Annotated in this window: 23 protein-coding genes; 10 read left to right on the top strand and 13 right to left on the bottom strand. The window is 68.5% G+C overall.

What is annotated here, in order from left to right:
- Positions 1-104 precede the first annotated feature (104 nt).
- A complete protein-coding gene (locus ACWD6R_RS09215; protein ID WP_451818124.1) occupies positions 105-623 on the top strand; it encodes a DUF4245 domain-containing protein in 519 nt (172 codons plus the stop codon).
- Between the two features lie 90 nt (positions 624-713).
- On the opposite strand, the gene ACWD6R_RS09210 is transcribed toward ACWD6R_RS09215, so the two are convergent.
- The 4 genes from ACWD6R_RS09210 to ACWD6R_RS09195 form a co-directional block, all read right to left on the bottom strand.
- Positions 714-1,304 carry a malonic semialdehyde reductase gene (locus ACWD6R_RS09210; RefSeq protein ID WP_451818123.1) on the bottom strand — a complete coding sequence of 197 codons (591 nt, stop codon included), beginning with the start codon at positions 1,302-1,304 and terminating at the stop codon, positions 714-716.
- A 191-nt stretch (positions 1,305-1,495) separates the two neighbouring features.
- Positions 1,496-1,753: an exodeoxyribonuclease VII small subunit gene (locus tag ACWD6R_RS09205; protein WP_451818122.1), complete on the bottom strand. Its 258-nt coding sequence runs from the start codon at positions 1,751-1,753 to the stop codon at positions 1,496-1,498.
- 66 nt (positions 1,754-1,819) lie between these two features.
- Positions 1,820-3,031 (bottom strand): exodeoxyribonuclease VII large subunit, encoded by a 1,212-nt coding sequence (gene xseA, locus ACWD6R_RS09200; RefSeq protein WP_451818121.1) that lies wholly within the window; start codon positions 3,029-3,031, stop codon positions 1,820-1,822.
- A 213-nt stretch (positions 3,032-3,244) separates the two neighbouring features.
- Complete coding sequence (locus tag ACWD6R_RS09195; RefSeq protein WP_451818165.1) at positions 3,245-4,591, bottom strand: APC family permease; 1,347 nt, start codon at positions 4,589-4,591, stop codon at positions 3,245-3,247.
- 115 nt (positions 4,592-4,706) lie between these two features.
- Here ACWD6R_RS09195 and ACWD6R_RS09190 point away from each other — a divergent pair, with 115 nt between their 5' ends.
- Together ACWD6R_RS09190 and ppgK are read left to right on the top strand one after the other, a co-directional pair.
- The gene (locus ACWD6R_RS09190; protein WP_451818120.1) at positions 4,707-5,732 is read left to right on the top strand and encodes a 4-hydroxy-3-methylbut-2-enyl diphosphate reductase; all 1,026 of its coding nucleotides are present in this window, start codon (positions 4,707-4,709) and stop codon (positions 5,730-5,732) included.
- Between the two features lie 52 nt (positions 5,733-5,784).
- Positions 5,785-6,522 (top strand): polyphosphate--glucose phosphotransferase, encoded by a 738-nt coding sequence (gene ppgK, locus ACWD6R_RS09185; protein ID WP_451818119.1) that lies wholly within the window; start codon positions 5,785-5,787, stop codon positions 6,520-6,522.
- A gap of 9 nt (positions 6,523-6,531) precedes the next feature.
- Here ppgK and ACWD6R_RS09180 read toward each other — a convergent pair whose 3' ends face one another.
- Positions 6,532-7,122: a DUF6542 domain-containing protein gene (locus ACWD6R_RS09180; protein WP_451818118.1), complete on the bottom strand. Its 591-nt coding sequence runs from the start codon at positions 7,120-7,122 to the stop codon at positions 6,532-6,534.
- A 195-nt stretch (positions 7,123-7,317) separates the two neighbouring features.
- On the opposite strand from ACWD6R_RS09180, the gene ychF reads away from it, so the two are divergent.
- Complete coding sequence (gene ychF / locus ACWD6R_RS09175) at positions 7,318-8,406, top strand: redox-regulated ATPase YchF (protein ID WP_393301675.1); 1,089 nt, start codon at positions 7,318-7,320, stop codon at positions 8,404-8,406.
- Between the two features lie 109 nt (positions 8,407-8,515).
- Here ychF and ACWD6R_RS09170 read toward each other — a convergent pair whose 3' ends face one another.
- Together ACWD6R_RS09170 and ACWD6R_RS09165 are read right to left on the bottom strand one after the other, a co-directional pair.
- Positions 8,516-9,634, bottom strand: a complete 1,119-nt coding sequence (locus ACWD6R_RS09170; RefSeq protein ID WP_451818117.1) for a tyrosine-type recombinase/integrase — start codon at positions 9,632-9,634, stop codon at positions 8,516-8,518.
- Positions 9,635-9,656: 22 nt separating this feature from the next.
- A complete protein-coding gene (locus ACWD6R_RS09165; protein ID WP_451818116.1) occupies positions 9,657-10,157 on the bottom strand; it encodes a helix-turn-helix domain-containing protein in 501 nt (166 codons plus the stop codon).
- A 125-nt stretch (positions 10,158-10,282) separates the two neighbouring features.
- Between ACWD6R_RS09165 and ACWD6R_RS09160 the strand changes: the two genes are divergently transcribed.
- The 4 genes from ACWD6R_RS09160 (at position 10,283) to ACWD6R_RS09145 (ending at position 13,711) form a co-directional block, all read left to right on the top strand.
- Positions 10,283-10,489 (top strand): helix-turn-helix domain-containing protein, encoded by a 207-nt coding sequence (locus tag ACWD6R_RS09160; protein ID WP_451818115.1) that lies wholly within the window; start codon positions 10,283-10,285, stop codon positions 10,487-10,489.
- Positions 10,490-10,704: 215 nt separating this feature from the next.
- Complete coding sequence (locus ACWD6R_RS09155; RefSeq protein ID WP_451818114.1) at positions 10,705-11,835, top strand: DUF3631 domain-containing protein; 1,131 nt, start codon at positions 10,705-10,707, stop codon at positions 11,833-11,835.
- Positions 11,836-12,158: 323 nt separating this feature from the next.
- The gene (locus ACWD6R_RS09150; RefSeq protein ID WP_451818164.1) at positions 12,159-12,869 is read left to right on the top strand and encodes a DUF2637 domain-containing protein; all 711 of its coding nucleotides are present in this window, start codon (positions 12,159-12,161) and stop codon (positions 12,867-12,869) included.
- 473 nt (positions 12,870-13,342) lie between these two features.
- Positions 13,343-13,711, top strand: a complete 369-nt coding sequence (locus ACWD6R_RS09145) for a plasmid mobilization protein (RefSeq protein ID WP_451818163.1) — start codon at positions 13,343-13,345, stop codon at positions 13,709-13,711.
- Between the two features lie 19 nt (positions 13,712-13,730).
- Here the strand turns inward: ACWD6R_RS09145 and ACWD6R_RS09140 are convergent, their stop codons facing one another.
- The 4 genes from ACWD6R_RS09140 to ACWD6R_RS09125 form a co-directional block, all read right to left on the bottom strand.
- Entirely contained in the window at positions 13,731-14,288 is a 558-nt protein-coding gene (locus ACWD6R_RS09140) for an HAD domain-containing protein (RefSeq protein WP_451818113.1), read from the bottom strand.
- 14 nt (positions 14,289-14,302) lie between these two features.
- On the bottom strand, positions 14,303-14,995 hold the full coding sequence (locus tag ACWD6R_RS09135; RefSeq protein WP_451818112.1) for a class I SAM-dependent methyltransferase: 693 nt from the start codon (positions 14,993-14,995) through the stop codon (positions 14,303-14,305).
- Entirely contained in the window at positions 14,996-15,907 is a 912-nt protein-coding gene (locus tag ACWD6R_RS09130) for an aminoglycoside phosphotransferase family protein (protein WP_451818111.1), read from the bottom strand.
- 77 nt (positions 15,908-15,984) lie between these two features.
- Positions 15,985-16,734, bottom strand: coding sequence for a hypothetical protein (locus tag ACWD6R_RS09125; protein WP_451818110.1), 750 nt, complete (start codon positions 16,732-16,734; stop codon positions 15,985-15,987).
- 193 nt (positions 16,735-16,927) lie between these two features.
- On the opposite strand from ACWD6R_RS09125, the gene ACWD6R_RS09120 reads away from it, so the two are divergent.
- Together ACWD6R_RS09120 and ACWD6R_RS09115 are read left to right on the top strand one after the other, a co-directional pair.
- The gene (locus ACWD6R_RS09120) at positions 16,928-18,283 is read left to right on the top strand and encodes a tetratricopeptide repeat protein (RefSeq protein ID WP_451818109.1); all 1,356 of its coding nucleotides are present in this window, start codon (positions 16,928-16,930) and stop codon (positions 18,281-18,283) included.
- 1 nt (position 18,284) lies between these two features.
- A complete protein-coding gene (locus ACWD6R_RS09115; protein ID WP_451818108.1) occupies positions 18,285-18,821 on the top strand; it encodes an NUDIX domain-containing protein in 537 nt (178 codons plus the stop codon).
- A gap of 96 nt (positions 18,822-18,917) precedes the next feature.
- On the opposite strand, the gene ACWD6R_RS09110 is transcribed toward ACWD6R_RS09115, so the two are convergent.
- Both ACWD6R_RS09110 and ACWD6R_RS09105 read right to left on the bottom strand, forming a co-directional pair.
- Entirely contained in the window at positions 18,918-21,683 is a 2,766-nt protein-coding gene (locus tag ACWD6R_RS09110; protein WP_451818107.1) for a ParA family protein, read from the bottom strand.
- Positions 21,680-22,096, bottom strand: coding sequence for a hypothetical protein (locus tag ACWD6R_RS09105; protein ID WP_451818106.1), 417 nt, complete (start codon positions 22,094-22,096; stop codon positions 21,680-21,682). The genes ACWD6R_RS09110 and ACWD6R_RS09105 overlap by 4 nt, the downstream gene beginning before the upstream one ends.
- Positions 22,097-22,181: the final 85 nt, after the last annotated feature.

The raw sequence follows: 22,181 nt of genomic DNA, 5'->3' as shown, positions 1-22,181 counted from the left end.
ATAAAATGAGCAGACCGGGTCACTTATGAGCGGCCGGATGTGGATGGTGCCCCGTCCTCCTGCCCCTCGGTCGGCCCCGTCGGGCGTGATGCGACCATGGACCCGTGGCTAGCAAGCGAGGCAAGCAGACAGCGCGGGACATGATCCTGTCGATGGCGGTGATCTCCGCCGTCGCGGGGGTCGTTTACATTTTCGTACCGCACGACGACAAGGCCAACCCGATCAAGGCGGTCGACTACCGCGTGGAGCTCGTGATGGCCAGGCGCGCGGCCCCGTACCCGGTGGCTGCTCCGGCCGGTCTGTCCAAGGACTGGAAGCCGACCTCGGTCAGTTACCAGCGCGAGGCGGGCAACGGCTGGCACCTGGGCTTCCTCGACCCGGACGGTAAGTACGTCGCGGTGGAGCAGTCGACGTCCCCGGCGAAGAAGTACGTGTCCGAGGTCAGCCAGGACGCGCGGAACACCGGGCGCACGCAGCAGGTCGCCGGTGAGACGTGGCAGCACTGGGAGGGCCCGAAGTACGACGCCCTCGTGCGCCACGACAAGGGCGCGACCACGGTCGTCACCGGCTCGGCGTCGACGGAGCGGCTGGCGGAGATGGCTGCCGCGCTCAGGACGTCCTGAGCCGCGAGCCGGACGGTCCCGCACACAGGCGTACGCAGAAGGGCCGCGGAGCACGTGCTCCGCGGCCCTTCTGCGTACGGCTGGAATGCCTCAGACGGTCGTGATGACCTCGTCGTAGGCGAGGCGCGGCAGACGCGGGAACCAGGCGTCATCGCCCGGCTTGCCGATGTTGACGACCATCAGCAGGCTGTGGTCGCCGTCCAGGAACTCCTTCTCGATGCCCGCGGCGTCGAGGCCGGTCATCGGGCCGGCGGCCAGGCCGGCGGCGCGGACGCCGATGATGAAGTACGCGGCCTGCAGGGCGGCGTTCAGCACGGCGGACGACTCGCGGACCGGGCGCTCGGAGAAGAACGCGTCCTTGGCCTGCGGGAAGTGCGGCATCAGGGCCGGGAGCTCCTCGTGGAACTCGTTGTCGGCGGCCAGGATCGCGACCAGCGGAGCGGTGGAGGTCTTCGGCTGGTTGCCCTCGGCCATGTGCTTCACGAGGCGCGCGCGGGCGTCGTCGGAGCGGACCAGGATGACGCGCAGCGGCGACTGGTTGAAGGCGGTCGGGCCGTACTTGACCAGGTCGTATATCGCCTGGACCTGCTCGTCGGAGACCGGCTCGTCGGTGAAGGTGTTGGCGGTGCGGGCCTCGCGGAAGAGGAGGTCCTGGGCGGCGGGGTCAAGAGCGAGGGACATCTTGCGGAATACCTTCCGAACGAATACGGATCAAGCGATACAGCGACCGTAAGCGATAGGTAGGTTAACTTTCAACTAAAACCTGACCTGAGTGATCCACTCCACAGACGTGTGCGAAGTGCGCCCGGCCGCCCCGACTTCTGACGAGGTGCACAACCATCGGGCGCGCCGGATCTATTCCGGGACCGGGCTCAGCCCGCGTCGCCCGGCCCGTCCGGCTGCTCCTTCCCGGGCTGGGCGAGCGCCTCGTCCAGCCGGGCCCGGGCGCCCTGCAGCCAGTGCCGGCACACCTTGGCCAGCTCCTCGCCGCGCTCCCACAGCGCGAGCGACTCCTCCAGCGTCGTGCCGCCCGCCTCCAGGCGCCGCACGACCTCGATCAGCTCGTCCCGCGCCTGCTCGTACCCGAGCGTGTCCGTGGCGGCAGGTGCCGTCGTCGCGTCGTCCGTCATGTGATCCACCCTATGTGTGAGGTACGACAACCAGGTCCGAGCCGAAACGGCGGGGCGGCGCGTACGTCATTCGGCCACCCGCACGGTGAACTCGCCCTCCGCCACCCGCGCCCGCAGCTCGTCGCCCGGCGCCCCGGCGTCCGCGGGGGAGCGGACCACATGACCGTCCGGCCGCTGCAGCACCGCGTACCCGCGCTCCAGCGTCGCCGCGGGCGACAGTGCGACCACCCGCGCCCGGGTGTGGGCGAGCTCCGAGTCCGCCCGGTCCAGCAGATGGCCCAGCACCCGGCGGCTCCGCCCGGTCAGCGCGTCGACCTCCGCCGCACGCTCGTCCACCATCCGCTGCGGCTGCTGCATGGAGGGCCGGCCCAGCGCATGGGCCAGTCCCCGCTCCTCCCGGTCGAGCAGCCCTCGTACGGTCCGCAGGGCCCGGTCCCGCAGCTGCTGCACCCGGTCCAGCTCCTCGCCCACGTCCGGCACGACCTTCTTCGCCGCGTCCGTCGGCGTGGACGCCCGCAGATCCGCGACCAGGTCGAGCAGCGGAGAGTCCGGCTCGTGCCCGATCGCGGACACCACCGGCTTGCGGCACCCGGCGACCGTACGGATGAGCTGCTCGTCCGAGAACGGCAGCAGGTCCTCCACACTGCCGCCGCCGCGCGCCACGATGATCACATCGACATCGGGCAGGTCGTCCAGCTCCTTCACCGCCTGGACCACCTGGTTCACCGCGTGCACGCCCTGCACCGCGGTGTTGCGCACCTCGAAACGGACCGCGGGCCAGCGCCGCCGCGCGTTCTCCAGCACGTCGCGCTCGGCCGCCGACGCCCGACCGCAGACCAGACCGATCAGCTGCGGCAGGAACGGCAGCGGCTTCTTCCGGTCCGGGGCGAAGAGCCCCTCCGCGGCCAGGGACTTCTTCAGCTGCTCCAGCCGGACCAGCAGTTCGCCGATGCCGACCGGCCGTATCTCGGTGGCCCGCAGGGACAGCTGGCCGCGGGGCGCGTACCACTCGGGCTTGGCGAGGACGACGACCCGCGCACCCTCCGTCACCACATCCGCGATCCGGTCGAAGACCTGACGGAAGCAGGTCACGCTCACGGAGATGTCGTGCGACGGGTCGCGCAGCGTCAGGAACACCACCCCGGCACCCGGCCGTCTCGACAACTGCGTGATCTGCCCCTCGACCCAGACGGCGCCGAGCCGGTCGATCCATCCCCCGATCAGCCGTGACACCTCGCCGACGGGCAGCGGAGCTTCCGCGGACGTATTGAGAGCCATGCGAGCGAGCGTATCCGCCGCCACGGACAACGAGGCAGCCCCACGACACGCGAGAGACCTCTTACGGCCTCCCCCACGACAGGGACTGGACTCCCGACGCCCTGTGACTCCGCTTGCGGCGTTGTCGTCGGTCACCGGCGCTCCGCGTCGACTCCGTCCTCCGCCTTGCCATCGAAGCCGCATGACGCCGCTCACTGGAGTGGGGAGAGGCCGTTATACAGCCGGGCGCCGCCCGCACTGCAACGCCAGTACCACCATCCCCACCGCCAGCCAGAAGACCCCCACCACCTGCGCGCTCGCCGTCGCCGCCGCGATCACCACGACCAGCACCCCCGCACCCACCACCGGCACCAGCACGTGCCGCCACCAGCTGGGCGGCCCGTCCATCCGGCGTACGGCGAACCAGCCGATCACCGACGCGTGCAGCAGTACGAACGCCGTCAGCGCCCCGATGTCGACCACCGAGACCAGATGGCCGAGGCCGTCGTCGCGCCGGGCCGCCCACACGGCCGCCACCAGCGTCACGCCCGCGGCGATCAGGACCGCGGCCCGCGGCACCCCGGACCGCGGGTCGACCCGGGCCAGCAGCGAGGGCAGCCGCCGCTCCCTGGCCATCGCGAACAGCAGCCGCCCCGCCGCCGCCTGCCCGGCCAGCGCCGCGAACGCCGCCCCGATCGCCTTGCTGACCGCCACCAGGTCGTGCAGCCAGGTGCCGACGGCGAAGTCCACCGTGTCGTAGAAGGCGGACCCCTGCCTGGCCGGAGCGGCGGCCAGCTCCGCCGACGTCATCGGTTCCAGCAGGGCCGCCAGATAGCCCTGCGCCACGAACAGCACCCCCGCGAGCACCAGACAGAACAGCACGGCCCGTGCCACCTTCTCCGAGCCGCCGGTGGCCTCCTCCGCGAACGAGGCGATGGCGTCGAAGCCCAGGTACGAGAGCACGGCCACCGATACCGCGCCCAGCACCGCCGTCGTCGAGAAGCCGGAGTCCCCGGTGAGCGGCGTCCACCAGCCGCGTTGCGCCCCGTCCCGCACGAGAACGACCACCGCCGACACCAGGAACACCGCCAGCACCGCGATCTCCATTGCCAGCACCGCGAAGCCGACCCGGGCGGCAGCCCGCACCCCCCACAGGTTGAGCAGCGTGGTGACGACCACCGCGAGCGCCGTCCAGACCCACCGCGACACCGACGGCACCAGCGAGTTCATCGCGATCCCGGAGAAGAGATAGGCGACCGCCGGGATCAGCAGATAGTCCAGCATCGCCATCCACCCGGCGATGAACCCGGGCCCTTCCCCGAGCCCCTTGCGCGCATACGCGAAGACCGAGCCAGCCAGCGGCACGACCCGCACCATCTGGGCGTAGCTGAAGGCGGTGAACGCCATGACGACGGTCGCCACGACGTACACGAGCGCGACCGCACCGTCCGATTTCGCGTCGAGCGTGCCGAAGATCCCGACGGGCGCCATGGGCGCGATGAACAGCAGCCCGTACACCACCAGATCCCGGAACCCGAGCGTCCGGTGCAATCCCGCCCTGTCCGTACTGCTGCCGGCCATGAGCCCTCCGTAGATCGCGCGGACACGGTCGCGTACGGGGCGTACGGGGCGTACGTCGCGTATGGGCAAGTCTCCCGACCCGGCTGATCCCGCGCCTGTTCGGCACGGCCTTACGATGGGACGCATGACTGCTACGCCCAGCCCGTCACCCGTCACCGACCCGAGTGCGGGCGCCACGCGCCGCGTCCTGCTCGCCGCGCCCCGTGGCTACTGCGCGGGCGTGGACCGTGCCGTGATCGCCGTCGAGAAGGCCCTGGAGCAGTACGGGGCCCCGATCTACGTCCGCCACGAGATCGTGCACAACAAGTACGTTGTGCAGACGCTGGAGAAGAAGGGCGCGATCTTCGTCGACGTCACCGCGGAGGTCCCCGAGGGCTCCATCGTGATGTTCTCCGCGCACGGCGTCGCACCGACCGTCCACGCCGAGGCCGCCGAGCGCAAGCTCGCCACGATCGACGCGACGTGCCCGCTGGTCACCAAGGTCCACAAGGAAGCGGTCCGGTTCGCCAAGGAGGACTACGACATCCTCCTGATCGGCCACGAGGGCCACGAGGAAGTCATCGGCACGAGCGGCGAGGCGCCCGACCACATCACTCTGGTCGACGGCCCCGAGGACGTCGCCAATGTCTCCGTGCGCGACGAGTCGAAGGTCGTCTGGCTCTCCCAGACCACGCTCTCGGTCGACGAGACGATGGAGACGGTGGACGCGCTGAAGGAGAAGTTCCCCCAGCTCCTCTCGCCGCCGAGCGACGACATCTGCTACGCCACGCAGAACCGCCAGATCGCGGTGAAGAAGCTGGCCGAGGACGCCGAGCTGGTCATCGTCGTCGGCTCCAAGAACTCCTCGAACTCGATCCGCATGGTCGAGGTCGCCCTCGACGCGGGCGCCCCCGCCGCCCATCTGGTGGACTTCGCGCACGAGATCGACGAGGCCTGGCTGGAGGGCGTCACCACGGTCGGCCTCACCTCCGGCGCCTCCGTCCCCGACGTGCTGGTCGACGGCGTACTGGAGTGGCTGGCCGCGCGTGGCTACGCAGACGTGGAGACGGTGAAGACGGCCGACGAGTCGATCACCTTCTCGCTGCCCAAGGAGCTCCGCCGGGACCTGCGCGCAGAGGCTGAAGCACTCTCCGCGAAGTAAGCCCGACCGGCAATTGGGGCGCGGTGCGGCGCGGGCCCGTACCGTGGGTCGCATGCAGATCTTCGGCGTGGACATCGGCGGATCCGGGATCAAGGGTGCTCCCGTGGACCTGGACCGCGGAGACCTGGCGCAGGAGCGCCACAAAGTACTGACACCGCAGCCGGCCACGCCCAAGGACGTGGCCGACCGCGTGGCCGAGGTGGTCGGCCACTTCGGCTGGTCGGGACCGGTCGGCATCACCTTCCCGGGCGTAGTCACCAGCGGTGTCACCCGCACAGCGGCCAATGTCGACCAGGGCTGGATCGACACCGACGCCCGCACCCTCCTCAGCAACAAGCTGGGCCTTCCGGTGACCGTCCTCAACGACGCCGACGCGGCGGGAATCGCCGAGATGGCGTTCGGCGCCGGGCGCGGCCGCAAGGGGACCGTGATCATGCTGACGTTCGGTACGGGGATCGGCAGCGCTGTCTTCATCGACGGGCAGCTCGTGCCCAACACCGAGCTCGGCCATCTGGAGCTGAACGGACACGACGCCGAGAAGCACGCCTCCACAAAAGCCAAGGAGGACGAGGAGCTGAGCTGGCACCACTGGGCGCACCGGGTGCAGAGGTACCTGACCCATGTGGAGATGCTGTTCTCGCCCGAGCTCTTCATCATCGGCGGCGGAGTCAGCCGCAGGGCGGACAAGTTCCTGCCGCTGATCGACCACGTGCGGGCCGAGATGATCCCCGCGGAGCTGCAGAACAACGCGGGCATTGTCGGCGCGGCCATGGCCGCGGCAGACAGCTGACCGGGGGAGCTAACCTTTCGGACGCCGGGTGGACCGCGCCGCCCGCGCGGCCAGCAGCATCCGCCGCCGGCGCTGCCGCATCAGCCGGACCTTGCGCACGGTGGCGATGAGCCCCGCGACGAGCGTGCCACCGTACAGCCAGCCGGCATGGACGGCGAGTGCGGTGACGACCGCCATCGTCTGCCCGCCGAAGCCGCCCGTGCCGCCGGAGACCGGAATCACACCGACGGCGAACGCGATCGGCACGCTGATCGGTGCGGTCACCAGATCCGTCGGCCGCACCCACAGTGCGGTCAGCGCGCTGACCGGCAGGAACAGCACCCCGTACACCACCGACGAACCGTCGAACAGCAGCCAGTCGAGGCACGCCAGCGAGAACATGACGGCGGCGGCGAACAATCCGGCACCGATGCCGGTGAGCCGAGGACTGGGCAGCCGGCGCAGCGCGAGCACGGCGGGCGGCACCGGGCGTGCCCGCGGGCCGACCGAGCCCACAGCCCGATAGGCGGTGTCGGCCTCGTCGAGGCTGCCCTGCGGGGACAGCGGGGGCTGCTGCGACGACTGCCGGTGCCGAGGGGGACGTGTTCTGGGCTGCTCCACCGGGACAACGTAGGTCGCGAAGCGGGAGGACAGACGCGTTGGACACGCCCTTTGGGTGACCTTGGCGATGAGTTCGATGCCACATGGCCGAACGGGAACCGGATCGCCCCCGGGTCAGACCAGTGACTACCCGCTTGCCCCCGCCCGTAAACTGGAGAATCGGCCCATCCATCCTTACTGCAGGAAGTCGCCAACGTGTCGCTCACGATCGGAATCGTCGGTCTGCCGAATGTCGGCAAGTCGACCCTGTTCAACGCCCTGACCAAGAACGACGTGCTGGCGGCCAACTACCCGTTCGCCACGATCGAGCCGAACGTCGGCGTGGTCGGCGTCCCCGACGCGCGTCTGAACAAGCTCGCGGAGATCTTCAACTCCCAGAAGCTGCTCCCGGCCACCGTCGACTTCGTGGACATCGCCGGCATCGTGCGCGGCGCGAGCGAGGGCGAGGGCCTCGGCAACAAGTTCCTCGCGAACATCCGCGAGTCCGACGCGATCTGCCAGGTCATCCGTGCCTTCAAGGACGAGAACGTCGTCCACGTCGACGGCAAGGTCTCGCCCAAGGACGACATCGAGACAATCCACACCGAGCTGATCCTCGCCGACCTCCAGTCCGTCGAGAAGGCCGTCCCGCGCCTCACCAAGGAGTCCCGCCTCCAGAAGGAGAAGGTCGCGGTCCTCGCCGCGGTCGAGGAGGCCCAGAAGATCCTGGAGTCCGGCCAGACCCTCTTCCACGCGGGCATCACGGCAGGCACCGAGAAGGGCAAGCTCCTCCACGAGCTGCACCTCCTCACCACCAAGCCCTTCCTCTACGTCTTCAACGTCGACGAGGACGAGCTGGTCGACGAGGACTTCAAGAACGAACAGCGCGCCCTGGTCGCCCCCGCCGAGGCGATCTTCCTCAACGCCAAGATCGAGTCCGAGCTCATCGAACTCGACGACGACGAGGCCCTCGAACTCCTCCAGTCCATGGGCCAGGAAGAGCCCGGCCTGGCCACCCTCGGCCGCGTCGGCTTCGACACCCTGGGCCTCCAGACCTACCTCACGGCAGGTCCGAAGGAAGCCCGCGCCTGGACGATCAAGAAGGGTGCCACGGCCCCCGAGGCGGCCGGTGTCATCCACACCGACTTCCAGAAGGGCTTCATCAAGGCGGAGATCATCTCCTTCGAGGACCTGGTCGAGACGGGCTCGGTCGCCGAGGCCCGCGCGAAGGGCAAGGCCCGCATGGAGGGCAAGGAGTACGTGATGCAGGACGGCGACGTGGTGGAGTTCCGCTTCAACGTCTGAGACGCTCGGCGAAAGGCCGTCTGACCTGCGGCGGAGCGGGTTGGGCGGCCTTTGCGGTCCGCACAGAGTCCGTAGCGTGCTGACTTCGGTCAGCGCGCGGGGGGAGCGGCTACGCCGCTTCGGTGGCAGGCGCCTCGTCGGCCGCAGGGCGGTCCGCGTACGCCTTGTCGACGGCCGCCCGGGTCCGCTCCTCAGAGTCGGGCCACAGGTGGGTGTAGATGTTCAGCGTCATGGCCGCGTTGGTGTGGCCGAGGCGCTCGGAGACGGTCTTCACCGACTCGCCGTGCTTGATCAGCAGGCTGGCGTAGTGGTGCCGGAGGGAGTGGGGTCCGGTGCCCTTCGCGATGCCGGCCTTGGCACAGGCGGGCCGCCACGCCCCGTCCATGAAGTGCGTGTAGACCACGGGGCCGCCCTGCGGCGCAGTGAAGATCCAGCTCTCGGGCCCATCGGCGGGGAAGTCCCGCAGGTGGGCCTTCATGGCTTCCACCGCCACGCGGGGGAGCGGAACCGTGCGGTGTGAGCGCGCGGTCTTCGGCGGTCCGACGTACACGCCGTGCTTGGCGGTCTGCTGGATCTGCTGCTCGACCGAGACGGTCGCGTGCAGCAGGTTCACGTGCCGGAGCTGGAGGCCGAAGAGCTCGCCGGGGCGGAGCCCTGTAGAAGCGCCCAGCAGGACCAGGCCCTTGTAGCGCTGAGGTATCTCTTCGGCCAGCGTCCGCACCTGCTCGACCGCGAGCGGTACCACCTTCTTCCGGGGCACTGAGGGCAGCTTCGCGTCGGTGCAGGGGTTGTGCGGAATCATGCGGTCGCGGACCGCTGCCCGGAAGACCGCGTTGACCGTATTGAAGACGGTGCGGGAGGTGCTCGCGGCGAGCTTGTGGGTGGTCGTCAGGCTGGTGATCCAGCTCTGCACGTCACCGGGCTTGATGGCGCCAAGTGCCCGCTTCTCCCAGACGGGGTAGGCGTAGCAACGCAGGTGCTGGGCCACGGCCTTGGCCGTCGACGGCCGGTGTGGCTGGCTGGCCCGCCACTCCTCCGCGTACTCCTTGAAGGGCTTCTTCGCCGACCTCGGGTCGACGTACTGCCCGGTGACCACGCTGGTCGTGACCTCGTCGAGCCAGCGCTGGGCGTCGATCTTGCGGTCGAAGTGGCGTGCGTGCTCCTTGCCGTCGAGGTCGCGGTAGCGGGCGCGCCATTTGCCGTTGGGTCGCTTCTGGATGTTCGCCAAGTGGATCTTCTTTCCTCGGTGGTTAGTGGTAGTAGCCGCCGCTTTCGATGTACTCGGCGAGGGCGCGGGCCTCGCGCTCCTCGCCCATGAGGCGGAGGACCTGCAGGTGGATGCCCTTCGAGCCCTCGGGGTGCGCCTCGATGTACTCGGAGATGGCGACGACCGCGTGGTGGAGTCGGTCCTGCGCGTCGCGGGACTCGTAGAACGCCTCAACTGCCTCCTGGACGATGCGCCGGCCGTCGAGGTCGAGGCCGTCCAGGGCCGGTGACATGAGCTCTTCGAGGGGCAGCTCGAAGACGCGGGCGAAGCCGAGCGCCTCGTCGAGGGTGATCTTGCGGCGCGGGTTGCCGTTCTCGATGCGCCAGACGGCGGTCTGGTTCATCGGCACGCCGGCCTTGGTCATGCGGGCGGCCAGTTCAGTCGTACTCCAGCCCCTAACCTCCCGCTCCAGCCCGATGCGTGCTGCCGCGTTGCCCTCGCTGTAGAGCAGCGGCGCGCTGCCGTCGCCTGGCCCGTCCTTCATGTCACCCTCCGTCTCATGCCCAGTCGCTATCCCAATTGAAACATGGACTCTCCGGTTTGACTAATCGCGCTCCGCGTGGCACTGTCTAGGTGAAATGGAAAGCCATCTAGTCGAATGGGAAAAACTTGGGCCCCTACCTCACCACCGCCGAAGTGGCGGAGCGCTACCGCACCGCCGAGAGCACAGTCCGGTACTGGCGTCACACGGGCTACGGCCCTCGGGGCGTGAAGGTCGGCCGCCGAGTCCTCTACAGCGAAGCCGAGCTCGCTCGCTTCGACCAGGAACTGCTCAGCCGGGACGGGCTGCGCAGTAACTGGACTCTGGGAGCTTGATGGCCGCCGACCCTGGCACGGCGACAGCCCACGGCGTGAACACCCCGCCCGACCCCATGCCCCACCAGAAGGAGTTCGTATTGCTGCACCCCGCGACCCCGAACGCCCCTGCCGCACATCAGGCCGGATGGCCTCCGGTGGCGGTACCTGGCCAGCCTGGCATCGTCCGGGACCAGGTCCCCGCGGAGGCTGAAGAGGTACCACCTGCTGAGCCTGTGGAGATTCCGGACGCGCCGGCTACTGAGGGCGCCGAGCTGCTGTCAGAACTACGAGGACAGATCGCCAGGTTCGTGATCCTGCCCTCCGAGCTAGCCCTCGACGCGGTCACCCTGTGGGTTGCAGCGACTCACCTCCAGCCCGCCTGGCAGCACGCCCCACGGCTGGCCGTGGTCGGGCCCGCGAAGCGGTGCGGCAAGTCGCGGCTGCTGGATGTGCCGACCGAGACGGTCCACGAGCCGATGCTCACTATCGACACCACCCCGGCGGCGATCTTCCGGTCCATCACCGAGGAGCCGCCCACGCTCCTTGTGGACGAGGCCGACACCATCTTCGGCACGCCGAAGATGGCCGAGAAGAACGAGGAGATGCGCGGTCTGCTCAACGCGGGCCACCAGCGCAATCGCTATGTCACCCGGGTAGTCGGCAACGACCACACCCCCCACAGGTTCGCCACCTTCGCCATGGCGGCCCTGGCCGGGATCGGCGACCTGCCAGACACGATCATGGACCGCTCGGTGGTCATCCGCATGAGGCGCCGGGCCGAGGGCGAGAGCGTGCACCCCTTCCGCTCCCGCCGCGACACCCCGTCCCTCCACAATCTCCGCGACCGCATCGCCGCATGGACAAGGCCGCTACTGGACGAGGCCGCAGACCTTGAACCGTCGATGCCGGTCGAGGACCGCGCTGCCGACACCTGGGAACCGCTTGTCATCACCGCCGACCTCGCGGGCGGCCCGTGGCCCCGCCTGGCTCGCGCCGCCTGTGCGCAGATGGTCGCCGACGAGCTCCAGGCCGAGGAGGCCAACCCTGGTGGCGCACGCATCCTCGCCGACATCCGCCGCGTCTTCTTCGCGCAGCGCGAGCCCGAGAGCCTGACCACCGACGAGATCATCAGCGCCCTGCGCGCAGATGCCGAAGGCCCGTGGGCGGACTGGGGGCGCAGCGGCCTGATCGCTCGCGAACTCGGTTCCCTGCTCCGCGAGTACGGCATCAGGCCGGGCAACGTCCGCCTCGCGGACAAGACCCAGCGCAAGGGCTACACACGCAACAAGTTCCTCGACGCCTGGCGCCGGTACTGCCCCGGTGTCCACCCCCTCGACGCCGGCCCCGCCTCGATCGAGGGCTGAGACCCCGCCCACCCCGGTTGCCGTCCGTGCCGTCCCTGCCGTCACACCGCAGGTCAGACGCATGCAGCCAAGACGGCAACTGGGGCCAAGACGGAAGTCGATCAACGCTGGCCGCGCCGCACGACTGATACGCCGCCCGCATCCGTCTTGCCGCGTCCCAGGCGTCTTTGCCGTCTCGCCGCAGGTCACAGACCGCCCGCCGGGACGGAAGTAAGACGGCGTGCCTCATCACTGCCGTACCCCGCCTGACCTGCGCTTGCAACGGCAAGACGGCAAAGACGGGCCACCCCAACACCCCACCACCCTTGGAGTACTCGCACCACATGGCCACCCTCCAGCCACCCGCCCAGATACCCCTGCCCAGCCGCGCCACAGCCTGGGACCACGCGGCGATCCTCGCCCTCGGTGCCGCCGGATGCGCGCTCTCGTATGACGCTCTGCAGCAGATGGCCGTGGCCATCCACGTCCGCGGATTCCTGACGTACCTCTTCCCGCTGCTCATCGACGGGTTCATCGCCTACGGCGTCCGCGCTCTGATCATCCTGAGGGGTGCCCCCTTCCGCGCCCGCCTGTACGTATGGATCCTCTTCGGCACCGCCACCGCCGCCAGCACCTGGGCCAACGCCCTCCACGCGGTACGCCTCAACCAGCAGACGGCCTCAGGCACTCTGCAGCTGAGCGACCTCACAGTCGGCGTCCTCTCCACCCTTGCCCCGCTCGCTCTCGCGGGGGCGGTCCACCTCCGCATCCTCATCACCCGCGAGACCGGTTCTGTAGCGGAGGCCGCGGCTGGGTCCTCCGCAGTGGTGGATGAGGAACCGAAGCCCCAGGCGCAGGGAGGTCGGCCGGCGGACGCTCCCCTTGACCGGATCGTCGAGATCGGGCGTGCAGCTGCGGTTCAGCAAGGACGCCTCAGCCGGGCAGTGGTCCGGCAGGCCGTAAAGGACGAGGACCTCAAGCTCGGCGGTGAACGGCTGACCGAGGCGATGAACGTCCTGCGACCCGAGTTCGAGACCGAGGCGAACCTCAGCTGACCGCCAAGTCGACGGTCCCGATCGAGTGGTCGGAACCCCTTCCGACCACCCGGTCACCCACCCTTGCCCCCGGTAATGCCCCACCTGGGGACAGAACAGCGGATGGCTTGGATCCCGGGCGCACGGTTGCCCGTGGTCGAGTCGCCGTCCGCTGCCGCGATGCCGTGTGAAGGAGACTCACCCTGATAGACAACACGAACGACGCTGCTTCCAACGAGGGGAGCGACGACCTCGCATCCTCGACCGATGCAGATGGAGGACAGGACACAGCCGCAATGCCGACCGCGAGCGGAGCAAGTTATCCCTTTGGACACTCCACCGTCGGCTGAGCATCCAAAGGGGCCCTCCGGCACCAGGGGGCGCCGGAGGGGGAAGCTGAGGCCGAGGGCGGCCCGCAGCTCGAAGAGGGCCGGCAGCCGGTCCAGCCGCTCTCCCGGGTCCGAAGGCGTCATCGGAAGCCTTCCCAGCGCAAGATCGTCTGCACGGTGCGTGTGAGCGAGGAGGAGCTCGCCGAGATCAGCGCGGGTGCCCGGGTCTCCGGTATGACGACTGCAGGCTTCCTCGCCCACTGCGCGCTCTTCGCGTCGAGTGACCTGACCCGCACAACCGCTGAGGTTGCCGGTGAACGAGAGATCGTTGTTGAACTATTCGCCGCGCGACGCCAGCTCGGGTACATCGGCAACAACCTGAACCAGGTTGCCAAGGCACTGAACTCCGGGGCTGATGGTGCTGGTGCCCACTCAGTCCTGGAAGCAGTCCATCGCACGGCGAAGAGGCTGGACGATGCCGTGACGCGGCTGATCGAGCATCGGAACGCCCGGCCGGATCAATCCGCTTCGTAGACCGGACGCGAGGCCCTTGCTATGCGGCTTCCGTTGTTCCACGCGCTGCGTCCGGGAGGCCCGCCCAGTCCCGCACCTCGGCGAGGTGGCCCGGCTGGAGACCGGTGTAAGGGTCCGGCTGGACGAGGAGGGTGGCGTAGCCGCGGGCGGTGCGTTCGGCGGCCCAGGCGTGGTCGAGGGCGGTGAAGTCGTCGTCGATCCAGATAACAGGTGCTCTGCCGAGCCAGGGGTCGACGTGGTCGCGCTTCCACAGGTAGCCGTCGGGATGGCTGGTGGTGATCTGCGGGCGGGGGAGGTCGAGGTAGGGGAAGTCCGGCAGCCCCAGGAGCGGCCCGATGATCGTGGTGGCGTCCTTGCGCCAGCTCGTGCACCACACCGGGGTGACGAGGCCGCTGGTCAGGAGGTCGGTGAGCGCCGGGCCATGGCTGGGGTCGAGCCAGATGGGGACGAGGTCGTCGGGGTGCCGGCCGGTGGGCAGGACGGTGTGGCGGACGTGGGTGGGTGGGGTGCTGCCATCTGCCGCCGGGAACGGGATGAGGACGCCGTCGATGTCCAAGAGCAGGTAGGGCAGGGTCATCGGTGCCTCCGGGCTCAGCGTTTGCGGGCGGTGATCAGGAGGGTGGTCGGCCAGGGGTCGCGGCGAGGGTGGCGCAGCTCCAACGCCGAGGTGATGCGCAGGCCGGTACGCGCGAGGTGCGCGCCCCAGCGACGGGCATCGAACTCCCACCGGGCGATGGGCAGCCGGGTGTGGTCGGGCATGGTGACGTAGTCCTCGCGCGGACGGTCGTCCGTGGATGGATGTCTTCCGGCCCGTGCCGGGTGCGGGACCGAGAAGGCCAGGACGCCACCCGGCTTGAGGCGCCGGGAAATGGCGGCGAGCAGGTGCTCGGGGGCGACGAGGCCGACGGCGCCGAAAACGGAGTAGACCGCGTCGAAGGTCTGGCCAGTGGCCTGGAGGTGGTGGAGTGCGTGGCCTGCGGCGAAGGTGGCGCCGTCGACGTGTCCGTAGTGCGAGCGGGCGCGGCGTATCTGGAGGCCGACCAGGTCGACACCAGTTACACGGGCCTGGTGGTGCTTGGCGAGGTGGGCCACGTTGTGGCCGGGGCCGCAGCCCAGCTCCAGGATGCGCTTGCTGCGCAGGTCCCGTCCCAGAATCTCAGCTTCGGGACCGAGGCCCGCGTGGGTGCTCCACTCCATCCGGGCCGGCGCGGTGAGCGCATGGGCGGGGGAAGCGGCTATGCGCTGGGCTGCATGGGCGTACCAGGGGGAGACCTGGGCGAGCACCTAGACCTCCAGGAGTTGGACCACGTCGTTGAGGTGGCGGCGGACGACGGGGATGTACGCGGGGTCCTTGGCCGGGTCGTTGATCCAGCGGATGGCCTGTTCCATGAACCACTCGACGGCCCACATGCGGTGCCAGCCCAGGGCCCATGCCTCGGCGGCCAGGCCGCCCCGGGCGGCGAGAGCGTCTTCGTGGCCTCCTGCCGTGACGTACTGCTCCAGGAACACCCTCAGCCGGACGGGGCTTGGAGCCTCGGTGGTGCCGTGGTACGAGGCGAGGTCGATCAGGCCCGGTCCGGTGAAGGCGCGGGCGAAGTCGAGGAGGTGCCAGCCGTCCTCCCCGATGTGGATGCTCGTGGGGTGGAACTCGGAGTGCACCCAGCCGAACGGGTCGAGCGTCGCCCCCTGCACGCGGGCCTCAGCCGACGCGGAGATCTTCCCCAGAGCGGTCTCGATGTCGTCGCAGTCGGTCCACCGGTCGGACTTCCGCAGCCTCTGGAGGTGATCGAGGGCGCGGCCGGGCAGGGCCGCGAGGCCGGCGCTGTCGAGGAGGGGCAGGCCGCCCGCCGGGCGGGCGGCGTGGAGCATGACGGCGGCGGCGACTCCGTCGAGGTCGTCGGCGCCGCGTACGGGGGTGCCGAGGTCGTCCATGAGCATCCCGAGCCACTTGTCCTGCATGGCGGTGGCGTGGAGCTCGGGGACCGGCAGCCCGCGCTGGTGGGCCACCCGCAGAGCCTGGGCCTCGCGGTCGAAGGGCTCCTTGGCGTACTTGAAGACGGCCGTGGTGCCGTCGGGGAAGGTGACGCGTTCGACGCCGGACATGCCCCAGACGCGGATCTCGGCACGTTCGGGGATGGGCTTGCCGACGAGGGCGCACAGGTCGTTCAGCAGGGCGGCGGTCAGGCTCTGGTCCATGGGGGTCTCCAGGGGGCTGGTGGGCTCCGGGGCGGACGAGCGGGTCAGCCCGCCCCGGAGCCGTACGGGGGTTGGGGCTACTCGGCCGCGGTCACGCGGTGGGCGTAGACCTGCTCGATCCAGCCCGCCTTGAACGCGGCCAGGTCGTCACGGAAGTTCGCCATCGAGGCACCGTAGGGTGCGACGACCCCGCCGGACTGGTCCGGCACGGACTGGCAGCCGTGCACGAGCCGGCCGCCGAGGGCGGCGTGGGCCTTGATGGCTTCGATCCGGCGGTGCTCGTTGAACCAGCCGCCGTGGTAGACCTCGTCCAGCATTCCGCCCGTCTCGTCGTCCAGGTCGAAGACGACGGAGGTGGCGGCGGGGAAGAACCAGCACGGGCCGACGTTGGAGATGTGCCCGTCCAGTTCGACCTTGTTGAGCGCCATGAGCGTGGCCGCCTCGCGCAGCATGCGCAGGTGGTCGGCGGTGATCTGTGGCAGGCCGAGGCCAGCCAGGTGCTCCTCGCGGAAGAGGTACGAGTAGACCCCGTACGCGGTGGTGAGCACGCGGGCCGCGTCGGAGGTGGACTCACCGTGGTTCTTGATGAAGTCGAGCGCGAGCTGCTCGACCGCGCTCTCCGTCGTCTCGTGGACGTCGAGGAGCTGGGCCTTGACCAGCTCCCAGTCGGCGACGAGCCAGGTGTTGGATTCGAAGCGGAAGAAGTACTCGGCCGGGTCGATGGTGATGCGCCGGCCGTCGACCTGGATGCCGGGCAGGCGGCTCCAGCGCGGGTCGAAGGCGTCGGGCAGCTCGACCGTGATGGTCGTGGTGTCGATGGTGGTCACGGTTCTCCGTCTCTGATCGTCCGGGCTCGGGCATAGGGATGCCCGAGCCCGGTAGGGCGTACGGAACTTGGGGGCCGCCCGGCCCGAGAGTGGGGCGGCTGTCGATAAGTGAACCGCCCGCTACGCAGAGTGGGTACGGTGTGACCGAGGCCAAGCGGTATACGCGGTTTACAGCTCCGGAGCGGAGGAGATCGTGCCAGCGCCGACCAACCCAAACTCCCGCCTGCGCGACACGATCAACGCCGCTGGGTGCACGTACGAGTCGCTCGCCAAGGACGTACGTCGCATCGCCGCCGAGAACGGCGAGCTGCTCCAGACCAACAAGTCCGCGATCTCCCACTGGGCCAATGGCACCCGCGCCCCGTCGGGCCAGGCCGGCCAGTACCTCGCCGAAGCCCTCGCTCGTCGACTCGGCCGCATCGTCACTCCCACCGAGATCGGCCTTCAGGCGGGGGACAGCGAGGCCACCTCGTACGGCGACCCGGTCGTCACCGTCACCGACCTCGGCCGCGCGGACGTCGAGCGCCGTCGCTTCCTCGCCATCGCCGCCTTCACCACGGCCGGCGTAGCCATGCCGCTCCTCCATGACCACGAAGCCACGTCCCGGATGCTCCGCGCCCGCACCGGCCGCTGCCTCGTCGGCGTCGAGGACATCGACGTGGTACGGCAGATCACCGCGGCCTTCAGCGCGGCCGACGAGCGCCTGGGCGGCGGCCACGGCCTCACCACTGTCACTGCCTACCTCGCCGACACGGCTGCCCCGATGCTCCGCGGACGCTTCCCCTCGGAGTCGTTACGCCAGGCCGCCTTCGGCGCCGTCGCCGAACTCGCCTACCTCGCCGGATGGAAACACCATGACTTGGGCCACGAAGGCGCTGCCCAGCGCTACTACCAGGTCGGCTACCAGCTCGCCTGCGAAGCCGACCCCCACGGCCACGCGGCCTGGATGATGCGCGCCCTCGCCCACCAGGCCCTGAGCCTCAAGCAGCCCCACCACTGCGTCGACCTTGTCGAAGGCGCCCTGCGGCGCGGCCTCGGCCACGTCGACGGCCAGACCGAAGCCCTCCTCCACATCACCCACGCCCGCGCCTACGCAGCCACAGCCGAGAGCCCGTCGGCCGCGCGAGCCCTCCTCGCCGCCGAAGACGCCCTCCTACGGGATGACGGTCCCCAGCCCAGCTACTCGCGCGTCAGCGGCCCCGCCGCCGGCACCGTGGCCAGCCATACCGCGCGCACCCTGACCGACCTCGCCGACCACATCGGCACAGAGCAACAGCACCGCGATGCTCTCACCCGCTGGGACCCCGAGAAGTACAAGCGCGTCCATGCCCTCACCTACGCCGACCTGGGCGACAGTCTCGCCGCCCAAGCCCGCGCTGACGAGGCCGTCGCCGCCTGGACCCAGGCCCTGCTGCTCATGGAAGGCATGACCTCCGACCGCACCCGGAAGGCGATCACCTCGATCCGCTCCACGCTCGCTGTCTACCAGCGCCGCCGTGTACCCGGAGCCGCCGATCTCGCACGCCGTGCCCGGGAAGCCCTCGCCTAACATGCCCAACAACCCGCCCGACGAAGGGAACCCCGTGGCTCAGCAGACCGATGACCGCTCCCAAGCCCTCAAGCCGGCGCTCGAATCGATGACGCTGCTGGTCGCGGCCGTCATCGTCCACGACAAGGCCACCAACCGCGTCGTTCTCCTCCAGCGCAGCGAGAACGCCAAGTTCGCCCAGGGCCTGTGGGACCTCCCCGTCGGCAAGAGCGAGCCGGGCGAGCCCATCACCGAGACTGCGGTCCGCGAGCTCTACGAGGAGACCGGGCTCACGGTGAAGCCCGAGTCCCTCAAGGTCGCCCACATCATCCACGGCGCCTGGGGCGTCGAGGCCCCCAACGGCTTCCTCACGGTCGTCTTCGCCGCCCACGAATGGACCGGCGAACCCGAAAACCGCGAACCCCGCAAGCACTCTCAGGTCCGCTGGATCGACGCCAATGCCATCCCCGAGGCCTTCGTGGAGACCACTGCCAGCGCGCTCCACCAGTACCTGACCAGCGGCGTGGACGTCTCCTTGGACGGCTGGCCAACCGCATGAGCATCACGTTGCTCCACCGGATGCCGTTGGCCAGGCTGGGTGTCAGAGGGACTGGATGGACGCATGGGCGGTGTCCCGCCTGCAGGCGGACTGGGTTCAGATTACGTCGCCCCTATCACGAATGAGCTTGGTGATTGAGACCACCCTCGGGCGGCCAACATTGCTGACCCCAAACCCGAGCCCATATCGATAGATCTCAGGGATCCAGTATTGGTCGTTCTCTCTGAAGAGGACACCATTTGCCTCGAGTAGGCGGGCCTGCACGGAATCCAGCTCCACGGACTCGAGCGTGAAGGGCACCTTGCGGGTCTCCTCTGGCAATGCCTGTAGATGCCTGAAGACGGTCCTGACTGGTACGTTTTCCAGCTCCATCGCGGAGATCTTTTCACGGCTTGACTGTGGCAGTGCCCTGCGCATTGCAGAAGGAGTCAGCAGGCGATCCGACCAGCGTCCAGCTTTTTCGTCACCTGCTGAGTCGCTGGCGGCCTCGGCTAGGAAATAGACGATGTCTCGTGCCTGAATCTGGAGATTGAAATCGGAAAGGGCAGCGAGGAACCACTCCTCGGATCGAGCTTCTCGAGAACGATCCGACCCAAGCTTCTGGCCCCACATCTGGACGAGAAGTCGAGAGAGTGTTTTGGTTCCAGCTGAACGGATACTTACGGATTCGTCTCGTGTAAGGACCCTGGCCCGTTCGCCGACCCAGGCCACCAAGCGAAGCGCTTCCGTACGGTTCCAGCGGAGCTCGTAGGCGCGATGCCGTTCAAGAAACTGCTGGGCGTTTTGCTGCACGGAATTCAAGACGAGGTCGCGCCGTACGAACACCACCAGGCCCAAGGGGCGCCCGCGAAGTGACCGAAGCCATTCGGGGCAGCCGGTGAGCAATGCCCTCAGTGCGCGCTGCTGTTGGATATTGCTGCTGAAGTCCTGGAATAGGTCCTCCAGCCCGTCGATCACGAAGATCGCTCGCTGGTTTCGTGCGAGGTCGGTGAGTGCCGACTCGGCAGTCTCGGGCGTGGCGCTCAGGCCGGCTGCTCGCGCCAAGCACGTCAACCACACCCGGCGCCACCCCACCTCATTCATGTCCGTGTCGAGTGCATCGGTGACGAGATCGCGGAGTGACAAGAAGCTAGCTGGTTCGCCTTCGGTCAGCTCGTTGGCAGAAGCCTTCTGGACTTCTTCGACTTCAGCTCGCAGCTCATCGGCGAGATTCTGTGAAGCCAGAACGGGCACTAGTGGGGCTCGCAGTTCAACGCCTCCCACTCCGGCTGCCCTGGCGAAGGCGTCCCAGGTTCCTCGGCGGCACATGCGGAGATACGTGAAGGTCTTTCCGGACCCCTTGGCGCCAACAATGATTTCGACTGGCGCCTCGGTTCTATGGGTCGAAACCAGGTTCACGAGAGCTTCTGTGGGCAGGAAGTCTTCCTGGACCTGTGCTGTCTCGGCATACGTAAGACTCCGGGCCAGCTTCGCCAGAGCCTCGCGGGTGCCCTGAGGATCGTCGCGAAGCCCCGGCAGTGCTGATTCCGATTCAGTCAGCTCGAGGGGGCTAAGGGCGTCCGCGAGTCCGGATACCACGGATCGCAGCGTGGTTCGCTCGATTCTCTCGCAGACGTCGGTCCAACCTCGGGGAAGTGCAAGCAAGGGAGAAAGAAATGGACTGCTGAGGGGCTCGGATGCCACATCACGGTCGACCGTGGTTGCATCACTACCCTCACCAGAAGCGTCGGGTGGTGAAGTGATGGTTCGGGCGACCGCCTCCATCAGCGTTGCCGCCGCTTCTGACAACTCTGTGCTGTGCTCCTTTTCTTGAAACTGAGTGAGCAGCACAGCACAAGCTGGATCGGTCGATCGACGAGATGGGGCACGATGGGCCAAGTGGTGCAGCAGATTCGTTGTGCCCTGGACTGACTGATCGCTGATGGTGGTTACAAATACCCGGTGCACTCGAGGGTCGAGAAGGATTGGCGCGCTGAGCTCGCTGGTGCCGGCCCTCAGGTCGATCAGAACAGTGTCTGCCCCTACGGAGTGGGCCAGCTCCGCCAGTGCCTCGGTCAGGATGTACGGCGGCCTGTTGTGCGTGAGCAGGTCCACCGGCTGGATTCGGGGAGGCCCGACCCGCGCGGTGTCCCGGGTGGTGGGTAGGACGATGACGCCGTCCTGTTCTTGGTTGAGCAAGAACTTTCGGGCCATCGCGATGGCCCGGCCGCGGTCGCTGCCTGTAGAACCGTGCAGCAGCGCGAGGAAGTCGTCCAGTGCGAAATCTAGTCGGCTTCCCTGAGCGGCGACCATCCAGCTGATGCCCGGCGCTTCAAGGTCAGCATCGACCAAGAGCACGCGCCGACCTCCCCCTACGGCTTCGGCGCCCCGCTCAGCCAGCTCACGGGCCAGTGCGACGCAGTGCAGCGTGCGACCGACTCCACCCTTGAAGGAGTGAAAGGCGCAGATTCGTACACCGTTTGGGAATGACTCGGCATCGGGTGCGGGTAGGCCCTCCGCTAGTTGCCGGACGATACGCCGCTCGCTCCAGCGGGGCTGCCTGGTCACTTCGGTGAGTTCTGTCGCTGAGCGCAGGTGGACCTCAAGGGCGTCCTCATTGCGGTCATCCTCAAGAGATTCCAGGAGAATCGCTTGGCGCCCGGCGTCAACAGTCAGGGGGCCGAGCCGCTTGCCAAGCCAGGCCCACACGGCTTCGGGGTCCGTACCCTCGGCTACGGTGAACTCGACACTGTCCCAATAGGCATCGACCTCGAGCAGCCAGGGCTCCCACTCGCCCCGTGCTGCGAGCTTGGCGAAGTGCTCGTCGACATCCACCCACGTGTAGAGGTGGCTCGGAGCCGGAAGGCTCTCCTTGACGGTCACCGCTTGTGCTCCCTTCGACACCATTCGCTGAGACTGCTCAACGCGGCATCCGCAGCTTTCTCGTCATCCCCATGCAGCGTGGCGCCATAGCGCCAAGCCTCGTGGAGCTGATGCTGTTCCACTCTGCTCCGTTCGTCGTGTCGACGACGGCAGCCAGCCAACTGGCCTATTGTCTCGGCACTGAGCTTGAGCGCCTTGGCGAGGGCCCTCAGATCATGTGTACGCAGCTCAGGGGGCAAGTCCGCCGTACTGTGAGCATTCGCTCCGTTCTTGCCGAGGATCGCTGCTTTCAGGCCGCATTCCACGCTGTAGAACTGCAGCAGGCGGGCTGCGGAGTCATCTTGTCCGGCGGCGCTGTCGCGGAGCCCTGCGTAGCTCCTGACCAGGTCCCCCACCCCTACCTCTACTCCCATGCGAGCAGCTTAGGGCGCGGAAGGTGCGACCGGAGCCGACCTGTCGGACTGCGTCGGGGCGAAGTGACGCTGCTGCCATCCCTGC

Source organism: Streptomyces sp. NPDC005151 (assembly GCF_053599875.1).
Note: the sequence above shows the minus strand (reverse complement) of the source record. Positions and strands in the feature narration are given on the sequence as shown.

What these genes read in the sequence shown, in the direction of transcription:
- ACWD6R_RS09210 (WP_451818123.1), bottom strand. Translation starts at nt 1,304, where the DNA reads ATGTCCCTCGCTCTTGACCCCGCCGCCCAGGACCTCCTCTTCCGCGAG.
- ACWD6R_RS09205 (WP_451818122.1), bottom strand. Translation starts at nt 1,753, where the DNA reads ATGACGGACGACGCGACGACGGCACCTGCCGCCACGGACACGCTCGGG.
- xseA (WP_451818121.1), bottom strand. Translation starts at nt 3,031, where the DNA reads ATGGCTCTCAATACGTCCGCGGAAGCTCCGCTGCCCGTCGGCGAGGTG.
- ACWD6R_RS09195 (WP_451818165.1), bottom strand. Translation starts at nt 4,591, where the DNA reads ATGGCCGGCAGCAGTACGGACAGGGCGGGATTGCACCGGACGCTCGGG.
- ACWD6R_RS09190 (WP_451818120.1), top strand. Translation starts at nt 4,707, where the DNA reads ATGGGACGCATGACTGCTACGCCCAGCCCGTCACCCGTCACCGACCCG.
- ppgK (WP_451818119.1), top strand. Translation starts at nt 5,785, where the DNA reads ATGCAGATCTTCGGCGTGGACATCGGCGGATCCGGGATCAAGGGTGCT.
- ACWD6R_RS09165 (WP_451818116.1), bottom strand. Translation starts at nt 10,157, where the DNA reads ATGAAGGACGGGCCAGGCGACGGCAGCGCGCCGCTGCTCTACAGCGAG.
- ACWD6R_RS09150 (WP_451818164.1), top strand. Translation starts at nt 12,159, where the DNA reads ATGGCCACCCTCCAGCCACCCGCCCAGATACCCCTGCCCAGCCGCGCC.
- ACWD6R_RS09140 (WP_451818113.1), bottom strand. Translation starts at nt 14,288, where the DNA reads ATGACCCTGCCCTACCTGCTCTTGGACATCGACGGCGTCCTCATCCCG.
- ACWD6R_RS09130 (WP_451818111.1), bottom strand. Translation starts at nt 15,907, where the DNA reads ATGGACCAGAGCCTGACCGCCGCCCTGCTGAACGACCTGTGCGCCCTC.
- ACWD6R_RS09115 (WP_451818108.1), top strand. Translation starts at nt 18,285, where the DNA reads ATGCCCAACAACCCGCCCGACGAAGGGAACCCCGTGGCTCAGCAGACC.
- ACWD6R_RS09105 (WP_451818106.1), bottom strand. Translation starts at nt 22,096, where the DNA reads ATGGGAGTAGAGGTAGGGGTGGGGGACCTGGTCAGGAGCTACGCAGGG.